This is a genomic window from Microbacterium sp. W4I4 (genome assembly GCF_030816235.1).
Lineage (GTDB): Bacteria > Actinomycetota > Actinomycetes > Actinomycetales > Microbacteriaceae > Microbacterium.
In genome coordinates this window covers 786,322-807,329 of the sequence record NZ_JAUSXT010000001.1, presented here as the reverse complement: position 1 = coordinate 807,329, position 21,008 = coordinate 786,322, and the positions used below count along the sequence as shown (strand labels likewise).

22 protein-coding genes and 1 other RNA gene are annotated in these 21,008 nt (G+C 68.5%); 18 read left to right on the top strand and 5 right to left on the bottom strand.

Going from position 1 to position 21,008, the window contains the following annotated elements; all coding sequences use genetic code 11:
* Window positions 1–54 precede the first annotated feature (54 nt).
* A complete protein-coding gene (locus tag QF046_RS03860; protein ID WP_307366375.1) occupies window positions 55–639 on the bottom strand; it encodes a DUF4395 domain-containing protein in 585 nt (194 codons plus the stop codon).
* Entirely contained in the window at window positions 636–1,061 is a 426-nt protein-coding gene (locus tag QF046_RS03855) for a thioredoxin family protein (RefSeq protein WP_307366373.1), read from the bottom strand. The genes QF046_RS03860 and QF046_RS03855 overlap by 4 nt, the downstream gene beginning before the upstream one ends.
* A 94-nt stretch (window positions 1,062–1,155) precedes the next feature.
* Here QF046_RS03855 and QF046_RS03850 point away from each other — a divergent pair, with 94 nt between their 5' ends.
* The 16 genes from QF046_RS03850 to dapF all read left to right on the top strand — a co-directional run bounded on the left by QF046_RS03850 (window position 1,156) and on the right by dapF (window position 16,742).
* A complete protein-coding gene (locus QF046_RS03850) occupies window positions 1,156–1,968 on the top strand; it encodes a thymidylate synthase (protein ID WP_307366371.1) in 813 nt (270 codons plus the stop codon).
* Window positions 1,969–1,985: 17 nt separating this feature from the next.
* Entirely contained in the window at window positions 1,986–2,462 is a 477-nt protein-coding gene (locus QF046_RS03845) for a dihydrofolate reductase (RefSeq protein ID WP_307372694.1), read from the top strand.
* On the top strand, window positions 2,462–3,223 hold the full coding sequence (locus QF046_RS03840) for an SDR family oxidoreductase (RefSeq protein ID WP_307366370.1): 762 nt from the start codon (window positions 2,462–2,464) through the stop codon (window positions 3,221–3,223). The genes QF046_RS03845 and QF046_RS03840 overlap by 1 nt, the downstream gene beginning before the upstream one ends.
* Window positions 3,224–3,293: 70 nt before the next feature.
* The gene (dapA, locus tag QF046_RS03835; RefSeq protein WP_307366368.1) at window positions 3,294–4,271 is read left to right on the top strand and encodes a 4-hydroxy-tetrahydrodipicolinate synthase; all 978 of its coding nucleotides are present in this window, start codon (window positions 3,294–3,296) and stop codon (window positions 4,269–4,271) included.
* 61 nt (window positions 4,272–4,332) lie between these two features.
* Complete coding sequence (locus tag QF046_RS03830) at window positions 4,333–6,009, top strand: ribonuclease J (RefSeq protein ID WP_307366366.1); 1,677 nt, start codon at window positions 4,333–4,335, stop codon at window positions 6,007–6,009.
* 120 nt (window positions 6,010–6,129) lie between these two features.
* Window positions 6,130–8,880: a DNA translocase FtsK gene (locus QF046_RS03825; RefSeq protein ID WP_307366364.1), complete on the top strand. Its 2,751-nt coding sequence runs from the start codon at window positions 6,130–6,132 to the stop codon at window positions 8,878–8,880.
* Entirely contained in the window at window positions 8,880–9,455 is a 576-nt protein-coding gene (pgsA, locus tag QF046_RS03820) for a CDP-diacylglycerol--glycerol-3-phosphate 3-phosphatidyltransferase (RefSeq protein ID WP_307366362.1), read from the top strand. Before QF046_RS03825 ends, pgsA begins: the two co-directional genes overlap by 1 nt.
* Complete coding sequence (locus QF046_RS03815; RefSeq protein ID WP_307366358.1) at window positions 9,452–9,934, top strand: CinA family protein; 483 nt, start codon at window positions 9,452–9,454, stop codon at window positions 9,932–9,934. The genes pgsA and QF046_RS03815 overlap by 4 nt, the downstream gene beginning before the upstream one ends.
* Before the next feature lie 174 nt (window positions 9,935–10,108).
* Entirely contained in the window at window positions 10,109–10,417 is a 309-nt protein-coding gene (locus tag QF046_RS03810; RefSeq protein ID WP_307366356.1) for a helix-turn-helix domain-containing protein, read from the top strand.
* Window positions 10,418–10,433: 16 nt separating this feature from the next.
* Window positions 10,434–10,655, top strand: coding sequence for a DUF3046 domain-containing protein (locus QF046_RS03805; RefSeq protein WP_307366354.1), 222 nt, complete (start codon window positions 10,434–10,436; stop codon window positions 10,653–10,655).
* 257 nt (window positions 10,656–10,912) lie between these two features.
* Entirely contained in the window at window positions 10,913–11,962 is a 1,050-nt protein-coding gene (gene recA / locus QF046_RS03800; RefSeq protein WP_307366352.1) for a recombinase RecA, read from the top strand.
* A gap of 2 nt (window positions 11,963–11,964) precedes the next feature.
* Window positions 11,965–12,699: a regulatory protein RecX gene (locus tag QF046_RS03795; protein ID WP_307366350.1), complete on the top strand. Its 735-nt coding sequence runs from the start codon at window positions 11,965–11,967 to the stop codon at window positions 12,697–12,699.
* A gap of 90 nt (window positions 12,700–12,789) precedes the next feature.
* The gene (miaB, locus tag QF046_RS03790) at window positions 12,790–14,340 is read left to right on the top strand and encodes a tRNA (N6-isopentenyl adenosine(37)-C2)-methylthiotransferase MiaB (RefSeq protein ID WP_307366348.1); all 1,551 of its coding nucleotides are present in this window, start codon (window positions 12,790–12,792) and stop codon (window positions 14,338–14,340) included.
* Window positions 14,337–15,266 (top strand): tRNA (adenosine(37)-N6)-dimethylallyltransferase MiaA, encoded by a 930-nt coding sequence (miaA, locus tag QF046_RS03785; RefSeq protein ID WP_307366346.1) that lies wholly within the window; start codon window positions 14,337–14,339, stop codon window positions 15,264–15,266. The genes miaB and miaA overlap by 4 nt, the downstream gene beginning before the upstream one ends.
* Window positions 15,267–15,306: 40 nt before the next feature.
* Window positions 15,307–15,846 (top strand): dihydrofolate reductase family protein, encoded by a 540-nt coding sequence (locus tag QF046_RS03780; RefSeq protein ID WP_307366344.1) that lies wholly within the window; start codon window positions 15,307–15,309, stop codon window positions 15,844–15,846.
* Window positions 15,847–15,869: 23 nt separating this feature from the next.
* Window positions 15,870–16,742: a diaminopimelate epimerase gene (dapF, locus tag QF046_RS03775; RefSeq protein WP_307366342.1), complete on the top strand. Its 873-nt coding sequence runs from the start codon at window positions 15,870–15,872 to the stop codon at window positions 16,740–16,742.
* Between the two features lie 30 nt (window positions 16,743–16,772).
* Here the strand turns inward: dapF and QF046_RS03770 are convergent, their stop codons facing one another.
* Entirely contained in the window at window positions 16,773–17,417 is a 645-nt protein-coding gene (locus QF046_RS03770; RefSeq protein WP_307366340.1) for a class I SAM-dependent methyltransferase, read from the bottom strand.
* Between the two features lie 72 nt (window positions 17,418–17,489).
* Between QF046_RS03770 and hflX the strand changes: the two genes are divergently transcribed.
* Window positions 17,490–18,998 carry a GTPase HflX gene (gene hflX, locus QF046_RS03765; RefSeq protein ID WP_307366338.1) on the top strand — a complete coding sequence of 503 codons (1,509 nt, stop codon included), beginning with the start codon at window positions 17,490–17,492 and terminating at the stop codon, window positions 18,996–18,998.
* Between the two features lie 56 nt (window positions 18,999–19,054).
* Here the strand turns inward: hflX and QF046_RS03760 are convergent, their stop codons facing one another.
* Complete coding sequence (locus tag QF046_RS03760) at window positions 19,055–19,714, bottom strand: SIMPL domain-containing protein (RefSeq protein ID WP_307366336.1); 660 nt, start codon at window positions 19,712–19,714, stop codon at window positions 19,055–19,057.
* Window positions 19,715–19,860: 146 nt separating this feature from the next.
* On the opposite strand from QF046_RS03760, the gene ssrA reads away from it, so the two are divergent.
* Window positions 19,861–20,230: a transfer-messenger RNA gene (gene ssrA, locus QF046_RS03755) on the top strand.
* A gap of 88 nt (window positions 20,231–20,318) precedes the next feature.
* Here ssrA and QF046_RS03750 read toward each other — a convergent pair.
* Window positions 20,319–20,930, bottom strand: a complete 612-nt coding sequence (locus QF046_RS03750; protein WP_307366334.1) for a TetR/AcrR family transcriptional regulator — start codon at window positions 20,928–20,930, stop codon at window positions 20,319–20,321.
* Between the last annotated feature and the right edge of the window lie 78 nt (window positions 20,931–21,008).

The window sequence follows — 21,008 nt, the reverse complement described above, 5'->3', positions numbered from 1 at the left end:
GGTCGCGTCGTCCCGCCAGCCTACCCACGACGGGTGGTCGTCCGGTACCCGTCGTCAGGCCGGGCGTGTGGTGCGCCCGAGCACGCCGGCGCGCTGCAGCAGCAGGTACAGCTGGCAGCCCAGGCAGAAGCCGAAGGCGGCATTGAGGAAGGCGGCGATGAAGGCAGCGGCGGTCGCGATCGGCAGGGCCAGGGGAACCCCGATCAGGTGCAGCACCAGGCCGAGCGTGACCACGAACAGTCCCACGCCCTGCGCGAACCGCGGCGGACGCGGATCCTCCAGCTCGGTCGGCGGCGCGAGCCGCGGGCGCACCACGCGTCGGAACAGCGTGCTCCACGGATGCGTCGTGGGGGACAGCACGCCCCACAGGAACAGCAGCGCGACGACGAGAGTGAGCAGGAAGGCCGGGTCGACGATGCGCTGGCCGAAGGATGCTGCGGGAAGCGCCCAGCCGGAGCCGACGAACGTCGCATCCGCGAGCGGCTGGTAGGCGAACCAGCCGAATGTCGCCGACGCGCTCTGCGCCGCGATGCCGGTCAGCCCGAGGAACGTCGCCACCAGAAGCAGCACCGACGTGATCCACGCGCCGAAGCGCGGCCCGCGCGGGTCGATGCCGTGCGGGGGAGCGGCGTCGCTCATGATGCCTCCTGAAATGCGGGAAGTCCGGTCAGTGCGGATTCGATGTCGGCGCGGCGGGGCGCGCCGTTGAAGCGTGCGATCAGGGTGTCGTCCGTGCCGATCAGAAACGTCGTGGGGGTGCTGAGCACGCGGTGGCGACGGGCGAGATCAGGGCGATGGGTGAGGTCGACATCGATGTGGTCGACGCCGTCATGGCCCGCGGCGATGCCCTGCAGCATCCGTCGCACCTGCGGGCAGCGGGTGCACGTCTCGGTGCTGAACTGCACGAGCGAGATGCGACCGGACGTGACACCGAGGTCGGCCGGATCGATCGCGCCCGATCCGGAACGGCGCCGTCCGTCGCGGACGCGCCAGATCACGCCCGTGATGACGGCGACGGCCACGAGCGCGGCCAGTGCGATCAGGGCGGAGGAGAGCGGCATGTGTCCACGATAAGTCCGGATGCGGCGGGCGGGGCCGATGTGACGGAGCATGACATTCCGCCCGCACGGGCTCTGCGCAGGTATCGTTGCAGGCATGAGCGCCGCCATCCCCACGCCCTATGAGGACCTGCTCCGCGATGTGCTCGAGAACGGCACGCACAAGGACGATCGCACCGGCACCGGGACGACGAGCGTCTTCGGCCGGCAGATCCGCTTCGACCTGGCCGAGAGCTTCCCGCTGATCACCACCAAACGGGTGCATTTCAAGTCCATCGCCTACGAGCTGCTCTGGTTCCTGCGCGGCGACTCGAACGTGCGCTGGCTGCAGGAGCACGGGGTGAAGATCTGGGACGAGTGGGCGGATGCCGACGGCGAGCTCGGTCCTGTGTACGGCGTGCAGTGGCGATCCTGGCCGACGCCCGACGGCGAGAGCATCGACCAGCTGTCCCAGGTGATCGAGCAGATCAAGGCGACGCCCGACTCCCGCCGACTCATCGTGTCGGCCTGGAACCCCGCCGACATCCCCGACATGGCGCTGGCACCGTGTCATGCGCTGTTCCAGTTCTACGTGGCCGACGGCAAGCTGTCGTGCCAGTTGTACCAGCGCAGCGCCGACCTTTTCCTCGGCGTGCCCTTCAACATCGCCTCCTACGCGCTGCTGACCCTCATGGTCGCTCAGCAGACCGGTCTCGAGCCGGGCGAGTTCGTCTGGACCGGCGGCGACTGCCATGTCTACGACAATCACCGGGAGCAGGTGCGCGAGCAGCTGACACGTGAGCCGTACCCGTACCCCACGCTGCGCATCACGCGCACCCCCGAGTCGATCCTCGACTACGACTACGAGGAGGACTTCGAGGTCGTGGACTACCAGCACCACCCCGCGATCCGTGGGGCGGTCGCCGTATGAGCGCGGTGTCTTCGGGAATGCCGATGGTCGGCCTGATCTGGGCCGAAGCGGATGGCGGTGTGATCGGCGCGCAGGGCGGCATGCCCTGGCATGTGCCCGAGGACCTCGCGCACTTCAAGGAGATCACCCTGGGACAGCCGGTGGTCATGGGGCGGCGCACCTGGGACTCGCTGCCGGAGCGGTTCCGCCCGCTGACGGGCCGAGAGAACATCGTGATCACCCGCCAGCAGGACTGGAGCGCCGAGGGCGTCCGTCGAGCCGCGAACCTCGCCGAGGCTGTGCGGGGCCTCGACCGGGTCTGGATCATCGGCGGGTCCGAGATCTTCCGCCAGGTGATCGGCGAGGCCGACCGCCTGGAGGTCACCGAGCTGGACCTGAAGGTGGCGGGAGACGCCTACGCGCCGTCGAAGGAGGGCTGGCGCCTGGTCGACGAGGGGGAGTGGCAGACGTCCCGCACCGGCATCCGCTATCGCTTCCTGGGCTACGAGCGCTGATGCCCACCGCACTGATCACCGGAGCCAGCGCCGGCCTCGGCGCCGAGTTCGCCCACCAGCTCGCGGGCCGAGGCGCAGACCTGGTGCTCGTCGCCCGCGGCGCCGACGCCCTCGCGGAACTCGCATCGGAGCTGCGAGAGTCGCATGGCATCGCTGTGGAGGTGATCACCGCCGACCTGTCGCGGGAGGCGGATGTCGATCGCGTCGCGGCGCGGATATCCGACGCGGACCACCCCGTCGACCTGCTGATCAACAACGCGGGATTCGGCCTGCCGCTGCAGTTCGCGGACAACGACATCGATGACGAGGTGCGTCACCTGCGGGTGCATGTCGAGGCCCCGATGCGTCTCATGCACGCGGCCATCCGCGCCATGCGCGGCCGCGGCGGACGGATCATCAACGTCGCATCCGTCGCCGGTTTCATCTCCCGTTCCACCTATTCGGCGTGCAAGTCGTGGCTGATCGGCTTCAGCCGCTGGGCGAACGGCGAGTACAGCCGCGACGGGGTGTCGGTCACCGCCCTCTGCCCGGGTTTCACGCACACCTCGTTCCACGCCCGGATGGGGCTCGCCGCCGGCAAGGAGGGCGTGCCCGGACCGATGTGGCTGAACGCCGAGGACGTCGTTCGCGAGGGGCTGCGGGATGCCGCGCGCGGCCGATCCGTGTCGATCCCGTCGCTGCGGTACAAGGTGATCGTCGCGGCGAGCAGGCTCCTGCCCAGCTCGCTGACGGCGGGCGTCGCGCGCCGGGGGCGGGTCTGAACACGCAGGCTTGCGCTCCCGGACCCGTCTCGGGCGCATGGATCCGGGGCTGACGCGATAACCTGAGAGCATGACGCTCTCGGACAATCCCTTCGGACAGGTTCTCGTCGCGCTGGTCACCCCGATGACCGCCGACGGCGAAGTGGACTGGCCCGCGACCGAGAAGCACATGGACAAGGTGATCACCGACGGCGCCGACGGCATCGTCGTGACCGGAACCACCGGTGAGACCTCCACCCTGACCGACGACGAGAAGCTGCGGCTGGTCGAGGTCGGCAAGGACGTCTCAGCGGGCCGGGCGAAGATCATCACCGGCGGCGGGTCGAACGAGACCGCGCACGCCATCGAGCTCTACAAAGCCAGCGAGAAGGCCGGCGCCGACGGCATCATGATCGTCACGCCGTACTACAACAAGCCCACCCAGGCGGGCATCCTCACGCATTTCCGCCTCGTCGCGGACGCGACGGACCTGCCGGTCATCCTGTACGACATCCCGGGCCGCACGGGTGTCCCGATCAAGTACGAGACCATCGTGCGCCTGGCCAAGCACCCGAACATCCTCGCGGTGAAGGATGCCAAGGGCGACTTCTCCGAGGTCAGCCGAGTGCTCAACCAGACGGACCTGATGTACTTCTCCGGCGATGACGCCAACGTGCTGCCGCACCTCGCGATCGGCGCGACAGGGCTCGTCGGGGTGACGGCCAACATCACGTCCGCGCCGTACCGCACCATCATCGACGCCGTGAACCGCGGCGACCTGAAGACCGCCACCGCGGAGCACCAGCGCCTCGAGCCACTGGTGCGCGCGGTGATGACCCATGTGCCCGGCACCGTCGCGGCGAAGTACATCCTGCACGGCCTCGGCCGTATCGGCAGCCCGCGTGTGCGGCTGCCACTGGTCGGACCGGAGGAGTGGGAGGCCGCGATCATCGAGGACGAGCTCGCGCTGGTCACCGATGTCCCCGGCGCCGATTTCTCGAACTTCCGTCCCGACCGCAACGCCGCCGCCGGCGGCGCCCTGCCGAAGGTGCACGGCACCACTCGATGAGCGCTCTCACGCGCTGAACGCAAACGAACGGGCACGCGTGTGTCCGACAGAGGAGACGTCCATGTCCACCCCCATCGCCGCTCCCGAACCACTCGCCCAGGGCACGCTCCGCGTGACCCCGATCGGTGGTCTCGGTGAGATCGGCCGCAACATGACCGCGTTCGAGTACGAAGGCAAGATCCTCATCGTCGACTGCGGCGTGCTCTTCCCCGAGGAGCACCAGCCGGGCGTCGACCTGATCCTGCCCGACTTCTCGCCCATCAAGGACCGCCTCGACGACATCGTCGGCGTCGTGCTCACGCACGGCCACGAGGACCACATCGGCGGCGTGCCCTACCTGCTGCGCCTGAAGGGCGACATCCCGCTGATCGGCTCCGGCTTGACCCTCGCTCTGGTCGAGGCGAAGCTCAAGGAGCACCGCATCAAGCCCTTCACCCTCACGGTGAAGGAGGGCGAGGAGGAGCAGGTCGGCCCGTTCGATCTCGAGTTCATCGCGGTGAACCACTCCATCCCCGACGCGCTGGCCGTCGCCATCACCACCCCGGCGGGCGTCGTGCTCGCGACCGGCGACTTCAAGATGGACCAGCTGCCGCTGGACGGCCGCATCACCGATCTGAACACCTTCGCGCGTCTGGGTGATGACGGGGTCGACCTGTTCCTCGTCGACTCCACCAATGCCGACGTTCCGGGCTTCACGCCCACGGAGCGCTCGATCGGTCCCGTGCTCGACCAGGTGATCGGCAAGGCCCCGCGCCGTGTGATCGTTGCCAGTTTCTCCAGCCACATGCACCGTGTGCAGCAGGTCATCGACGCCGCACACATTCACGGACGTCGGGTTGCGTTCCTCGGCCGCAGCATGGTTCGCAATATGACCATCGCCGAGCAGCTCGGCTACCTGCGGGTTCCGGACGGCGTGCTCATCGACTACAAGAAGGCGCGCGACCTGCCCGACGACAAGATCGTCTACATGTCCACCGGATCGCAGGGCGAGCCGATGGCCGTGCTCAGCCGCATGGCCAACCTGGACCACGCCATCGAGCCGGGGGAGGGCGACACGGTGATCCTCGCCTCGAGCCTGATCCCGGGCAACGAGAACGCGGTCTACCGAGTGATCGACGGACTCACCAAGCTCGGCGCCACCGTCGTGCACAAGGGCAACGCCCGCGTGCACGTCTCCGGCCACGCCGCCGCCGGCGAACTGCTCTACTGCTACAACATCCTCAAGCCCCGCAACGTGCTGCCCGTGCACGGCGAGTACCGCCACCTGACGGCGAACGCCAAGCTCGCGCAGGACACCGGCATCCCGGAGGAGCGCACCTTCATCGCATCCAACGGCACGGTGATCGACCTGCGCGACGGCGAGGCCCGGGTGGCCGGCCAGCTCGACATCGGATTCGTGTACGTCGACGGCTCCACCGTCGGCGGGATCACGGATGCCGATCTGAAGGACCGTCGCATCCTCGGCGAGGAGGGCTTCGTCTCCGTGATCATCGTCGTGGACTCGACCACCGGTCAGGTCATCTCGGGGCCGGAGATCCACGCACGCGGTGTCGCCGAGGACGATCGCGTCTTCGACGACGTCGTACCCAAGATCGTCGCCGCCCTCAAGGAGGCCGCCGGCAACGGCGTGCGCGACAACCACGCGCTGTCGCAGATCGTGCGCCGTACGATCGGCCGCTGGGTCAACCAGAAGCTGCGCCGCCGCCCGATGATCGTCCCGCTCGTCATCGAGGCGTGACGTGGCCGCGCCCGATCGCGGCGCGACCGAGACCGGGGGAGCACGCCTGATCGAGGCGTGATCCCCTGGAAACCCGCGTCATTGCGGCCGGATGTCGGTGTTCGGACGTAGCGTGGAGACATGGCCAGGAGCACCACGAAGTCTGAGCGCGCGTCCGCGGCGTCCTCGTCGCGTCCCGAGCGGCAGGCGGCTCCGCGCTCGCGTGCCAAGGCGGCGCCCGCGCCCAAGCGCTACGTCGACGAGGCGGAGAAGGCGCCGCTGGCGGCGCGGATGTGGCTCGGGCTGGCGCACGGTGTCGGCGGGCTGTTCCGCGCCTTCGGGCCGGAGTCTCTCGAGAAGGAGCAGCGCCGCGACGGATTCCCGTTCCTGCTGGTCCTGCTGGCCTGCGCCGGCGCGGTCGTGGAGTGGTTCTTCATCGGCGAGCAGATCGCGCAGAACATCAGCGCGTACACCTGGGGGCTGCTGATCGGCCGGGTGGCCTTCGTGCTCCCAGTGCTGCTGCTCCTGCTGGCGGGGTGGCTGTTCCGGCATCCTTCGTCCGTGCACGACAACGGGCGGATCGGGATCGGCTTCGGATTCTTCGTCCTCGCTCTCGCCGGCTTCTGCCACGTCGCCTCGGGAGTGGTCGACAAGTTCGGCGTCCTCGCACGTCCCCAGCCGAAGGACGGCATGCCCGCCCTCAGTGCCGCGGGTGGGCTGTTCGGCTGGATGCTGGGGGAGCCGCTGGCGTTCCTCACTCCGGTCGTGGCCTACATCGTGCTCGGGCTGCTGGCTCTGCTCAGCGTGCTCATCCTCACCAAGACGCCGCCGAACCGGATCGGCGAGCGACTGGGCGACCTGTACGCGTGGATGTTCGGCGCCGAGCGGCCGCTGCGCCCCGCCGCGGTCGACGAGGCCCCGCAGGACTCCGATGAGAAGGACGACGCGCTGCCCTGGTGGCGACGCAACAAGACCGGTCGCGAGGAGGACCCCGAGGACGACGTCGACTCCCAGGCGATCACGGCGCTGCTCGGCGAGCCGAGCAAGAAGGCCGCCTACGACCAGGCCGTCATCGTCGACGACTCACCTCAGGATGCCGCCACCGAGGTGCTCACCGATGTCAGTGCGCTGGCGGACATGCTCGGCGAGCAGAACACCACGGCGCTGCTCGACGACGACGGTTCGACGGGGGAGCTTCCCGGTCTCGACGGGTTCGGCACGGCCGGACCCGGTGCGAACGGGCTCCAGCCGCCCGCCGCGCCGTACGTGCTGCCCTCGCCGGGTGTGCTGAAGGCAGGACCGCCGCCCGTCACACGATCGGATGCCACCGACAACACCATCGCGCAGATCACCAGCGTGCTGGAGCAGTTCAAGGTGGACGCCAAGGTCACCGGCTTCTCGCGCGGACCGACGGTCACACAGTACGAGATCGAGGTCGGTCTGGGCGTCAAGGTCGAGAAGATCCTGCAGCTGAGCAACAACTTCTCCTACGCCGTCGCCTCCAACGATGTGCGCATCCTCTCCCCGATCCCCGGCAAGAGCGCCATCGGCATCGAGATCCCGAACGTCGACAAGGAGACCGTCGCCCTGGGCGACGTGCTGCGCTCCGCCGCGGCGCAGAAGAGCACGCACCCGATGACGATCGGCGTCGGCAAGGACGTCGGCGGCAACATCGTCGTCGCCAACCTCGCGAAGATGCCCCACCTGCTGGTGGCGGGTTCCACCGGCTCCGGCAAGTCCAGCTTCGTGAACTCGATGATCACCAGCCTGCTGATGCGGGCGCGCCCCGCCGATGTGCGCATGGTCCTGATCGATCCGAAGCGCGTGGAGCTCACCAGCTACGCCGGCGTGCCGCACCTGATCACGCCCATCATCACGAACCCCAAGAAGGCGGCAGAGGCGCTGCAGTGGGTCGTGAAGGAGATGGACATGCGCTACGACGACCTCGCGTCGTTCGGGTTCCGCCACATCGACGACTTCAACCGCGCCGTACGGGCCGGTGAGGTAGACCTCCCGGCAGGCAGCGAACGGGTGCTCAAGCCGTACCCCTACCTGCTGGTCGTCGTCGACGAGCTCGCCGACCTGATGATGGTCGCTCCGCGAGACGTCGAGGACTCCATCGTCCGCATCACGCAGCTGGCCCGCGCGTCCGGCATCCACCTGGTGCTGGCGACCCAGCGCCCCAGCGTCGATGTCGTCACCGGTCTGATCAAGGCCAACGTGCCGTCCCGCCTCGCGTTCGCCGTCACGAGCGTCACCGACAGCCGGGTCATCCTCGACTCGCCCGGCGCCGACAAGCTCATCGGTCAGGGTGACGCGCTGTTCTCGCCGATGGGGTCGTCCAAGCCGTTCCGGCTCCAGGGCGCCTGGGTCGACGAGAGCGAGATCGCGGACGTCGTCAAGCACGTCACGCAGCAGGCCCGCCCCGAGTACCGTCCCGACGTGCAGGAATCCGCCGAGGCGAAGCGCAAGGAGGTCGACGCGGACATCGGCGACGACCTGGAGCTGCTGCTCGCCGCCGCCGAGCTGATCGTGTCCTCGCAGTTCGGATCGACGTCGATGCTGCAGCGCAAGCTGCGCGTCGGCTTCGCCAAGGCGGGCCGGCTGATGGATCTGCTCGAATCGCGTGAGATCGTCGGACCCTCCGAGGGTTCCAAGGCCCGAGACGTGCTCGTCACCAACGAGCAGCTGCCCGGCGTGCTCGCCAAGCTCCGCGGCGATGATGTGCCGGCGTCACCGGCGTCACCTGCGTCACCTGCGCAGGCCGCAGCATCGGCCGAGCACGACATGTACGCCCGGGACCCGATCGAGCAGCAGTTCGAGGGGCTGCCCGAGGTGGAGAGCGACGGCGACGGCGACGAGGACGCCTGGGGCCTGACGGGCCGCGACTGATGAGCATCCCGCGCCAACTGCCCAACGCGATCACGATCGCCCGCATCCCGCTCGCCGTCGTCTTCTTCATCCTGCTGCTGCTGGCCGGCACCTTCGGAGCGGACGACCTCGTGCTGCGCTGGGTGGCGGGCGCGATCTTCGTCCTGGGCATCTCCACCGACTGGGTCGACGGCTACCTCGCCCGGCGGTACGACATCGTCAGCGACTTCGGCAAGCTGTGGGACCCGATCGCCGACAAGCTCCTCACCGGAGCGGGTTTCCTCGGACTCGCGATCCTCGGCGAGGTGGGGTGGTGGATCGTCATCATCATCCTCATCCGCGAGTGGGGCGTCACCATCCACCGCCTCATGATCGTGAACGAGCACGTGGTCGCGGCCGCATGGATGGGCAAGATCAAGACCGTGGTGCAGGGCGTGGCCCTCGGGTGGGCGCTGCTTCCCCTGCACGTCCTCGTCGGGCAGCCGGCGTGGACGATGGTGACATTCGTGCTGATGCTGCTCGCACTGCTGCTCACCGTGGCCAGCGGCATCGACTACGTCTTCGCGCAGACCCGCGGTCGGCGAAGCGCGCCGTGACCGCGGCCGCACAGCTCGTCTCGGCGCTGCGCGAGCGCGGCTGGACCCTGGGCGTGGCCGAATCGCTGACAGGGGGAGCCGTCGCCTCCGAGATCGTCACGGTGCCCGGCGCCTCCGCCGCGCTGTGGGGCGCGGTCGTGGCCTACGCGACGCCCGTCAAGCACACCCTCCTCGGCGTGGATGCCGATCTGCTCGCCGCTCACGGCCCGGTGCACCCCGAAGTCGCGGTCCAGATGGCCGACGGTGTCCGTCGCGCCGTCGCCGTCGACGGGCGTCCGGCGGACGTCGGCATCGCCACCACGGGCATCGCGGGGCCGGAGTCTCCCGACGGGCAGCCGGTGGGCACGGTCCACATCGGTGTCGCCACACCGTTCGGAGCGCGGTCGCGGGTCTTCGTGTTCGAGGGCTCGCGCGATGAGATCCGCGCCCAGGCGCGCGACGCGGCCATCGAGCTCGCGCTCGAGGCGGTCCGGGAATAGCCCGAAGCGGCACGAGGTTGATGGTGATGTGCTCAACATTCGACACACCACGACGAAGCGTTCTTTCACAACAGAAGCACAGCGGGAAACAGTAGGTTCGGTGCGAAGCGAACAGGCTAGACTGGCTGTCCATTCGGATCGGCATCCGAGCAAGACAATGGAGAGGAGGTTCCGATGATCCTTGTACGACAGGAGATCGGCGATGTGCTGCGGGACTTCCGCCTGCAGAAGGGTCGGACCCTCCGGCAGGTCGCGAGCAAGGCGTCCGTCGCGCTCGGTTACCTCAGCGAGGTCGAGCGGGGCCAGAAGGAGGCGTCGAGCGAGATCCTCGCCTCGGTCGCCGATGCTCTGGACGTTCCCATCTCGACCATCATGCGCGAGGTCGGCGACCGCATCTCGGTCATCGAGGGCATCAGCAGCTTCCCGGACGTAGTGCCCGACGACCTGGTCGCCTCGGTCGAGCCCGAGCTCTCGCTCCACTGAGCGGCACCGCACACGCATGAGACGCAGCGAATTCCTGCGCGCGGTCGATGACGAGTTCGGTGCAAGGGCCACGTCTTTGACGCAGGATCTCGTCCTCGGCGGCCTCGGCACGACGGCGCTGGAGGCACTGGATGCCGGAGTGCCGCCGCGCGACATCTGGCTGGCGCTGTGCGACGAGGTCGACGTGCCCGCCGAGCGTCGGTACGGTGTGGGCCGGCTGGAGCCGCGCAAGCGCTGAACGAATCCACTGAACGAATCTTCGACGACACGCGACGGCGTGTCGTCGAAGATGTGTTCGAGGAGCGCGTATCGTTCTGCACAAGTGGTCTCGTAGCGACTGTCATCCACAATCAGTGGGCGCGCCGATGCAATGTCGGTGGCACCTCTTAGCGTGAATGACGTGGCACTGAGCCATGCGCCTTGTCGGAGAGCGACCCCAGTCGGGGTGGCCGCGACAGCCTACAGGCGGCAGCACGCGAGCAGAAGGAGCACGTCATGCCATCACCCTCGGACCGCGAGAAGGCCCTGGAATCAGCCCTCGCCCAGATCGACCGCCAGTTCGGGAAGGGCTCGGTCATGCGGCTGGGCAGCGACGAGCGGGCCCCTGTCGAAGTCATCCCCACCGGCTCCATCGCCCTCGACGTCGCTCTCGGCGTCGGAGGACTGCCGCGTGGACGCATCGTCGAGATCTACGGGCCGGAGTCCTCGGGTAAGACCACCCTGACCCTGCACGCGATCGCCAACGCGCAGCGCGCCGGCGGCATCGCCGCCTTCGTCGACGCGGAGCACGCACTCGACCCCGACTACGCGGCCAAGCTGGGCGTCGACATCGACGCGCTGCTCGTCTCCCAGCCCGACACGGGCGAGCAGGCGCTCGAGATCGCCGACATGCTCGTGCGCTCCGGCTCCATCGACCTCATCGTCATCGACTCCGTCGCGGCTCTGGTGCCGCGTGCCGAGATCGAGGGCGAGATGGGCGACTCGCACGTGGGTCTGCAGGCGCGCCTCATGTCGCAGGCGCTGCGCAAGCTCACCGGTGGGCTGAACCAGACCAACACCACGATGATCTTCATCAACCAGCTGCGCGAGAAGATCGGCGTGTTCTTCGGCTCGCCCGAGACGACCGCAGGTGGAAAGGCGCTGAAGTTCTACGCGTCCGTCCGCCTGGACATCCGCCGCATCGAGACGCTCAAGGACGGCACCGACGCGGTGGGAAACCGCACCCGCGTCAAGGTCGTCAAGAACAAGATGGCGCCGCCGTTCAAGCAGGCCGAGTTCGACATCCTGTACGGAATCGGCATCTCCCGCGAGGGCAGCCTGATCGACTTCGGCGTCGAGCACGGGATCGTGAAGAAGTCCGGCTCCTGGTACACCTACGACGGCGACCAGCTCGGTCAGGGCAAGGAGAACGCCCGGAACTTCCTGATCAAGAACGTCGACATCGCACTCGCGATCGAGACCCAGATCAAGCAGAAGCTGGGCATCGGCATGAAGGCGGTCGAAGAGGCGCCGGCCGACCAGCTGGCCGAGCGCCGCCCGGCCTGATCATGACGAACCGGAACGGGGGCGAGGAGCACCTCGCCCCCGTCATCCCCCTTTTCGGGGCGCACACGTCGAAGGACGCCGAGCCCGGCGAGATGCCTCGGCGCACCGGACCCGAGGGCGTCTGGCGCTCCGCGCTGGCCGACGACCCGATCACGCCCGCGCCGTTCGTCCCCACTCTTGTCGGTGGCATGGATCAGGACGAGCAGACGCCCGCGGTGAACTCGGACGAGCTCAGCGCGAGAGCCTCGGAGATGCTGGTGCGCAAGCTGCGTGCCAAGCAGCTGTCGGTATCGGAGGCCCGGACTGTGCTGCGCTCCAACGACGTAGACCGCGACACGATCGATCAGATCATCGACGAGTTCCTGCATCGTGGCTATCTCGACGACCGCACGCTCGCCTCGCTGCTGGTGACGGCAGGCGTCGAGCGCAAGGGGCAGGGGAGGGTCGCCCTCTCCCGCGCGCTTTCTCAGCGAGGCATCCCTCGCGACATCGTCGACGACGCGCTCTCGGAGCTGCCGGACGACGACGAGGAGCGCGCTCTGGAGTACGCCCGCAGCAAGGCTCCCGGTATGGCCAGGCTGGAACCCGAGGCGGCCCTGAGGCGGCTGCTGGGGCAGCTCGCCCGACGCGGCTACGGAGGATCATCGGCGATGAACGCCGCTCGCACGGCGCTTCGCGAAGCGGGCAGCGGACGTTCGGGAGGACGCTCCGGAGTCCGTTTCGTCGAATCGGACTGACCGTTCACGCGGACGTCTTCTCCTCCAGCGGGAGGAGTCGCCGCCGGCGGCGGGCCCATCGGCGGCCGCGGATCGTAGAATGGCTGGATCATGTCTCTTCTCTCCTCCGAACCGACGATCATCGCGCCCTCTTCGGCCGCGGTCGATGCCGATGGACGCCAGCGCTCCTATGAGGTGCGCACCTTCGGCTGCCAGATGAATGTGCACGACTCCGAGCGCCTCTCCGGGTCGCTGGAGAGCGCAGGCTATGTGCGTGCGGATGACGGCGCCGATGCCGACATCGTGATCATCAACACCTGCGCGGTCCGCGACAACGCCGCAGGCAAGCTCTACGGCACGCTCGGACATCTGAAGTCCGTCAAGGACAAGCACGAGGGCATGCAGATCGCCGTGGGCGGCTGCCTGGCGCAGATGGACCAGCAGGCCGTGCTCGACAAGGCACCCTGGGTCGACGTGGTCTTCGGCACGCACAACATGGGCTCTCTTCCGGGGCTGCTGGAGCGCGCGCGACACAACGGCGAGGCAGAACTCGAGATCCTCGAGGCGCTCGAGGTCTTCCCGTCCACCCTGCCGACCAAACGCGACTCCGCGCACAGCGGCTGGGTCTCGATCTCGGTGGGCTGCAACAACACCTGCACGTTCTGCATCGTGCCCAGCCTGCGCGGCAAGGAGAAGGACCGTCGCCCCGGCGACATCCTCAGCGAGCTCCGGCTGCTCGTGGAGGACGGCGCGATCGAGGTCACGCTGCTCGGCCAGAACGTGAACTCCTACGGCGTCGAATTCGGCGACCGTCAGGCGTTCGGCAAGCTGCTGCGCGCGGCCGGCGAGATCGACGGGCTCGAGCGCATCCGCTTCACCAGTCCGCACCCCGCGGCGTTCACCGACGACGTCATCGATGCGATGGCCGAGACGCCGAACGTCATGCCCCAGCTGCACATGCCGCTGCAGTCCGGCAGCGACCGGATCCTGAAGGCCATGCGCCGCTCGTACCGCAGCTCCCGCTTCCTCGGCATCCTCGACCGGGTGCGCGAGCGCATCCCGAACGCCGCGATCACCACCGACATCATCGTCGGCTTCCCCGGCGAGACCGACGAGGACTTCGAGGACACCATGCGGGTCGTCGAGCAGGCGCGGTTCTCCAGTGCCTTCACATTCCAGTACTCGATCCGCGAGGGAACACCCGCCGCGACCATGGCGGACCAGGTGCCCAAGGAGGTCGTGCAGGCGCGCTACAACCGCCTGATCGCCCTGCAGGAGCGCATCTCCCTCGAGGAGAACCAGAAGCAGGTCGGCCGTGAGGTCGAGGTGCTGGTCTCAGTCGGCGAGGGCAAGAAGGATGCCGAGACGCATCGCCTGACCGGCCGTGCCGAGGACAACCGACTGGTGCACTTCGAGGTGACGCCCGGTTCGGATCTCCCGCGCCCGGGCGACATCGTGGCCGTCACGATCACGCACGGCGCACCCTTCCACCTGCTCGCCGATGACCCGACAGGCGCCCCCCTGCGCATCCGCCGCACCCGCGGCGGCGATGCGTGGGATCGTGCCCAGGCGGCGAGCTGCGCGGTTCCCGCGCCCGCCGGCGAGTCCGGTGCTCCGCGCGCGGTATCGCTCGGCCTGCCTACCCTGCGCACCGGAGTGTGACCGCACCCGCGCGCGAGCCGCGCCTGTGGGCGGTGGTCGGCGCCACCGGCACCGGCAAGAGCGATCTCGCACTCGACCTCGCCGAGCGTCTGCGATCGCTCGGCAATCCTGCGGAGATCGTCAACGCGGATGCCATGCAGCTGTACCGCGGCATGGACATCGGCACCGCCAAGCTGGCCGTCGACGAGCGCCGCGGCATCCCGCACCATCTGTTCGACGTCCGCGAGGTCATCGATGAGGCTGCTGTCGCCTGGTATCAGCCGATCGCCCGCGCCGCAGTGCACGACATCCACGCACGCGGGGGCGATGCCATCCTCGTCGGGGGATCGGGCCTGTACGTCTCGAGCGTGATCTTCGACTTCCGGTTCCCGCCGCGCGATGCCGTCGTGCGCGCACGCCTGGAGGCGGAACTCGACGCGCTCGGCGCGGGCGTCCTGTTCGAGCGACTCCGCGAGAAGGATGCCGCGACGGCCGAGCGGATCGATCCGAAGAACGGCCGTCGCATCGTACGCGCCCTGGAGGTGCTGGAACAGGGTGGACAGACCCACGGGGCCGCCCTGCCCGAAGCGCCCGTGCTGTGGCATCCGCGCACCCGCATCCTCGGACTGCACGTCGACCGCCCGGAACTCGTACAGCGTCTGGATCACCGTGCCGAGCAGATGTGGCGGACCGGGCTGCTCGATGAGGTCGCACAGCTGCGCGAGGACGGCATCGAGCGCGGTGTGACGGCGTCTAGGGCGATCGGATACGCGCAGGCGCTCGCTCAGCTGCGCGGTGAGAAGCACGAGCAGGACGCCATCGCCGAGACCCAGGCCCTGACCCGCCGATACGCCCGCCGCCAGGTCTCCTGGTTCAAGCGCTACCCCGGCATCGAATGGCTCGACCCGATGGCGGTTCGGGTCGAGAGTCTCGTCGCCGAGGACTGATGCCCTTGTCGATGTCGGTGGCGCCCGTCACGATGGACTGATGGCCACCCACTACTACACCGCCTCCAGTCTCGACGGCTTCATCGCCACCGCCGATCACTCCCTGGACTGGCTGCTCAAGCAGGACATCGACGACGACGGACCGATGGCCTACCCCGGCTTCCGGGCCGGGCTCGGTGCGATGGCGATGGGCGCGCACACATACGAGTGGATCCTGGAGCACGACGAGGACGGCTGGAGCTACACGCTGCCGGCGTGGGTGTTCTCGCACCGTGAGCTCGACGTGCCCACGGGTGCGGATGTCCGGCTGACGCAGTCCGACGTGCGGGAGGTGCACGCCGAGATGACGGCTGCGGCCGGTGGCAGGGATCTCTGGATCGTCGGTGGGGGAGAGCTGGTCGGGCGCTTCATCGATGCCGGCCTGGTCGACGAGGTGTGGATCCAGTACGCGCCCGTGACCCTGGGGTCCGGCGCGGCCGTGCTGCCACGCGCTCTGGATCTCGAGCTCCTCGACGTCGCACGCAACCAGAGCTTCCTGTGCGGGCGCTACCGGGTGGTCGGGCCGTTGGCCGGCTCATGATCGCCGACCCGTAGAATTGCGGCATGGTCGCATTCACCAAGGGACACGGCACCGGCAACGACTTCGTCATCATCGAAGACGTGGACGGGGAACTCGACCTGACACCGAGCCGGGTGCAGGCGCTGTGCGACCGCAACTTCGGCGTCGGCGCCGACGGAGTCCTGCGTGTCGTCCGTTCCTCGGCGATCGCGGACGGCGCGGCGGCGCTGGCCGAGGAACCGGCCGCGGAGTGGTTCATGGACTACCGCAACGCCGACGGATCGGTCTCCGAGATGTGCGGCAACGGCATCCGGGTGTTCGTCCACTACCTGCTGCGCTCGTCGCTCGCGACGCTGGAGCCGGGATCGACGCTGCCCATCGGCACCCGCGCCGGTGTTCGCGACGTCATGCGCAGTGAGAACGGCTACCAGGTGGATCTGGGACGCTGGCGTCTGGCCGGTGGTGAGCCGTTGGCCCGCGCCGCCGGCCTCTCGGTGGCACGCCCCGGCCTCGGCATCGACGTCGGCAACCCGCACGTCGTGGTGGCGCTGGCATCCGATGAGGAGCTGGCCGGACTCGATCTGAACCCGACGCCGATCCTCGATCCCTCACCCGCAGCGGGCGCCAACGTCGAATTCGTGGTGCCCGGCGAACCGCTGATGCGCGATGGCGTCGGCCAGCTGCGGATGCGAGTGCACGAGCGCGGCTCCGGCGAGACGCTCAGCTGCGGGACGGGTGCCGTGGCCTCCGCTCTCGCCGTCCGGCACTGGGCCGGAGCGCGTGCGCCGCATCAGTGGCGCGTCGAGGTGCCCGGAGGCACGCTCGGTGTGCGCATGTTCGCCGCCGAGGACGGCGAGCACGTCGCTCTGTCCGGTCCCGCGCAGCTGGTCTACCGGGGCGAGATCGACCTCGTCTGACGCCCGCGGACCGAGCGAGGCGCGTCGACCTCAGCCGGTGACGGTGATCGGCGCGGTGGGAGGGTCGCCGTGGCGGCGCACCTTCAGCACCCGATAGCCCTTGCCCGTGGCTGCGCGATGCACGCTGAAACCGGGCGTGAACGTCGATGCCATCCAGCGCTGCAGCGAATCCGCCCCCAGATTCCGCTGCACGACCATCCAGGCGTCGCTGCGTTCGTCCAGACGGGGGATCCAGCGCTCCAGCATCCCGTGCAGCTCGTTCTTCCCCACGCGGATCGGCGGATTGGACCGGATCGTGCGGAACGAGACCTCATCGGGAACATCGTCGGGCTTCACAGCGTTGACATTGGTGAGGCCGAGCGCCTCGGCGTTGCGGCGGGTCAGATCAAGGGCGCGCTCGTTGACGTCCACGGCCCACACGGTGGCGTGGGGAGCGGAAAGAGCCATCGTCAGCGCGATGGGGCCCCAACCGCATCCGAGGTCGAGGAAGTCGCCTCCAGGCGGCAGCGGGGGCATATTGGCGAACAGCACGGCCGTTCCGGCATCCAGCCGGTCAGGACTGAAGATCCCACCAGCGGTGGTCAGTTCCAGTTCCTGTCCTGCGAGGGTGACGCGAAGGGTGCGCAGGTTCTCTGCACTTGCCGGGGCCGCGCTGAAATAGTGATCGGACGGCATGCAGAGAGCGTACCGGACGCCGGGGCTAAGGTTAAGGCGCCCTGGGCAGATGATGTCGAAGAAAAGGACCGGATGACGAAGACGCACGACGACAGCACCACATCGGAAGCGCTGGACCGCGTGCTCGCGCACGCAGAGTCGCGAACCGAGGCGAAGGTGTTCGGCGCGGCTCAGGCTCTGCAGAGCGATTCCACGGCCGCGCACGGCGCCCACGATGGCGAGCAGTGGGATCTGGACGACCGGCGCGCGCTGCGGCGTGTGGGTGGTCTCTCCACCGAACTCCAGGACGTCACCGAGGTCGAGTACCGGCAGCTGCGGCTGGAGAACGTCGTCCTCGTGGGCGTGTATCCGCAGGGCGCCCAGGAGGATGCCGAGAACTCGCTGCGCGAACTCGCCGCTCTCGCCGAGACAGCCGGAGCGGTCGTTCTCGACGGTCTGCTGCAGCGCCGGCCGCACCCGGACGCGGCGACATATCTCGGCCGAGGCAAGGCGCAGGAGCTCAAGGACATCGTCGCGGCCGTCGGCGCGGACACCGTGATCGCGGACACCGAGCTGGCCGCGAGCCAGCGGCGTGCGCTGGAGGATGTCGTGAAGGTGAAGGTGATCGATCGCACCACGGTGATCCTCGACATCTTCAGCCAGCACGCCAAGAGCCGTGAGGGCAAGGCGCAGGTCGAACTCGCACAGCTCGAGTACCTGCTGCCGCGTCTGCGCGGCTGGGGTGACTCCATGAGCCGTCAGGCCGGTGGCCAGGTCGGCGCCGGCGGGGCAGGTATGGGGTCGCGTGGCCCCGGTGAGACGAAGATCGAGCTGGATCGTCGCCGCATCCGCACCCGGATGGCGCTGCTGCGTCGTCAGATCCGCGACTTCGCGCCTGCGCGCGACGCGAAGCGCGCCGAGCGCAGGCGGAACACCATCCCGTCCGTCGCAATCGCCGGATACACCAACGCGGGCAAGTCGAGTCTGCTGAACGCGCTGACCAGCGCCGGTGTGCTGGTCGAGAACGCGCTGTTCGCCACGCTGGATGCGACCGTCCGGCGCGCGGAGGCGGCTGACGGGCGCGTGTACACGCTCACCGACACGGTCGGGTTCGTCCGCAACCTGCCGCACCAGCTGGTCGAGGCGTTCCGCTCGACGCTCGAGGAGGTCGGCCAGGCCGACCTGATCGTGCACGTGGTCGACGGCTCTCACCCCGATCCCTCCGCGCAGATGCAGACCGTCCGTGACGTGATGGGCGATGTCGGTGCCCGCAACCTGCCCGAGATCATCGTCTTCAACAAGGCGGACCTGGTCGGTGACGACGAGCGGCTGGTGCTGCGCGGGCTGGCGCCCGACGCGCACTTCGTCTCCTCCCGCACCGGAGAAGGCATCGACGAGCTTCGCGCGACGATCGAGCGGATGCTGCCGATGCCCGCCGTCGAGGTGCACGTGCTCGTGCCGTACGACCGTGGCGAACTGGTCTCCGCGGTGCACGAGACGGGCGTACTGATCTCGGCGGAACACGAAGAGGGCGGCACACTCGTGCATGCGCACGTCTCGGAGCGACTGGCCGCTGAGCTGGCGCCGTACCTCGTCGGCTGACTCGAGTCTGCCGGCCGGGTCCTGCCCGGCCGGCCCCTTCAGTCGGCGGGCGGGGCTCAGTTGGCCGCGAAGCGGCCCTCGACGGTGGCGGAGACGGTGATCTCCTCGCCCTGCAGTTCCAGGCCACCGGCCGACTCCAGGTCGAAGGCGGCACCGGCCCGCATGGCGGCCTTGGCCTGCGGAGGCACCCCGGCCGAGATCAGTCCGCGGTCTGCGATCTCCAGCGGCGTGACGTTGTGCAGCCCGAGCGCCTCGGCGTAGGCACGGGCCCGTGCGACGGCGACGCCGACGGCCTGGGCGGCAACCTCCCGCTCCACCTCCGCTTCGGTCTGCGGAGTGAGATGCCAGTCGATGTACCCGACCGAGACGCCGTCTTCGCCGGATGCCTCCGCCACCCACTCTGACATCGCCGAGATGTCGGAGAACGTCGCGGTGAAGTCCACGCTCGCACGGTGCACCGGCGCGAGCTGGCGGCCCTCGCTGTTCCATGGCCGGTCGCTGAAGACGCCCATCCGCTCGCTGGACCATTCGACGACGCTGCCCGAGGCCTTCTGCGCCTCGATGCGCTCGCGCACCGGCCCGGCGGCCGCGAGGGTCCTGTCGACGACCTGGGCACGGTCGGGGCCGTCGAAGGCGAGGGTCAGATGGACGGTGGCCCGCTCGGGCGCGATCCGCAGCTCGTGTTCGCCTCGGACGGTGATGATGACGTCGCTCATGAGAGCGACTGTACGTCACGCCGCCGACGTCCCGGCGCCGGAATAGGATGCGGCGCGGATTCGTTGTAGTCTGTGATGCTCGGGAGCGAAAGCGCCCGATTGGTAATTCCACAGTGTGACAGCGGCTCCTTCGCAAGAAGGTCCACGGGGCTGATCGGTTTCGACGGCGCCTGTGTATCGACGAGAAGCGGGCCGAGGATGCAGGGTTATCTCGCGAACGCTCCCTGCAAACCAATAGTTGCCAACGTAAAGCGCAACGACTTCGCCCTCGCTGCATAAGCGAGCCCGATAGTCCGTCAGACCGTAGGTGATCCCGCTACGGACCCTGGCGTCATCTAGGGATCTTGCTGTGTGATGGCGTCTGGACGTCACACGGGACTCTTCCCAGGCTGGGCTCGTCGACTTAGGTGTCTGTGACAAAGGTCGGAGCCGAGCAGAACGCTTTCACAGACTGCGCCCGGAGAAGACGTGGATTAGCAGCGTCGGACGGGGGTTCGATTCCCCCCAGCTCCACCAACCGCTGTCACAGGATGAGAACCCCGACAGCCGCGTGATCACGTGGCTGTCGGGGTTCTTGTCGTCATGGCCCGGAGGATTGAACCGGTCAGTCGCGCGCCTGCAGGCCGCCCATGGCCACGGTGAGGATCTCATCGCACAGCAGATCCGGATCCACGGCGCCGTCGGAGCGGTACCACTCGACGACGGAATTGATCATGCCGAAGATCAGTCGTGTCGCGACACCGGCATCCAGATCGGCGCGCACCAGACCCTCGGACTGCGCTTCGCGCACCAGCTCGGTGACGGTGTGATCGAAGCTCCGACGGCGAGCCAGCGCAGCCGACTCGATCTCGCTGTTGCCCCGCAGACGCAGCAGCAGTGTCACCTCCGGCTGACGCTCGGTGAGCACGCGCACGGCACCCCGGATGATCCCGGTCAGCCGCTCACCCGCGGTGGGACGCGCGAGCGCATCCGAAAGCGCCTTCTCGAGTCCGCCGAGTGCATCCTCCAGTGCGACCTGGAGGATCTGCTCCTTCGAGTCCACGTGGTGGTACAGGGCGGATTTGGTCAGGCCGAGCCGGCCCGTGAGGTCCGAGACCGAGGTCGCGTCGTATCCCTGTTCGTTGAAGATCTGCACGCCCGCGCGGATGATGTCGGCACGATCATGCCCCGGGCGTCCGCGCCGTGCGGGTCCGGCGGCATTCGTCATCCTCGGCATGCCTTCAATCTAGTCCGCACGGCGTCGGCTGCCGCGTCGTCGGTGCTGGTCGAAGACCACTAAGCTGGATGGGTATTC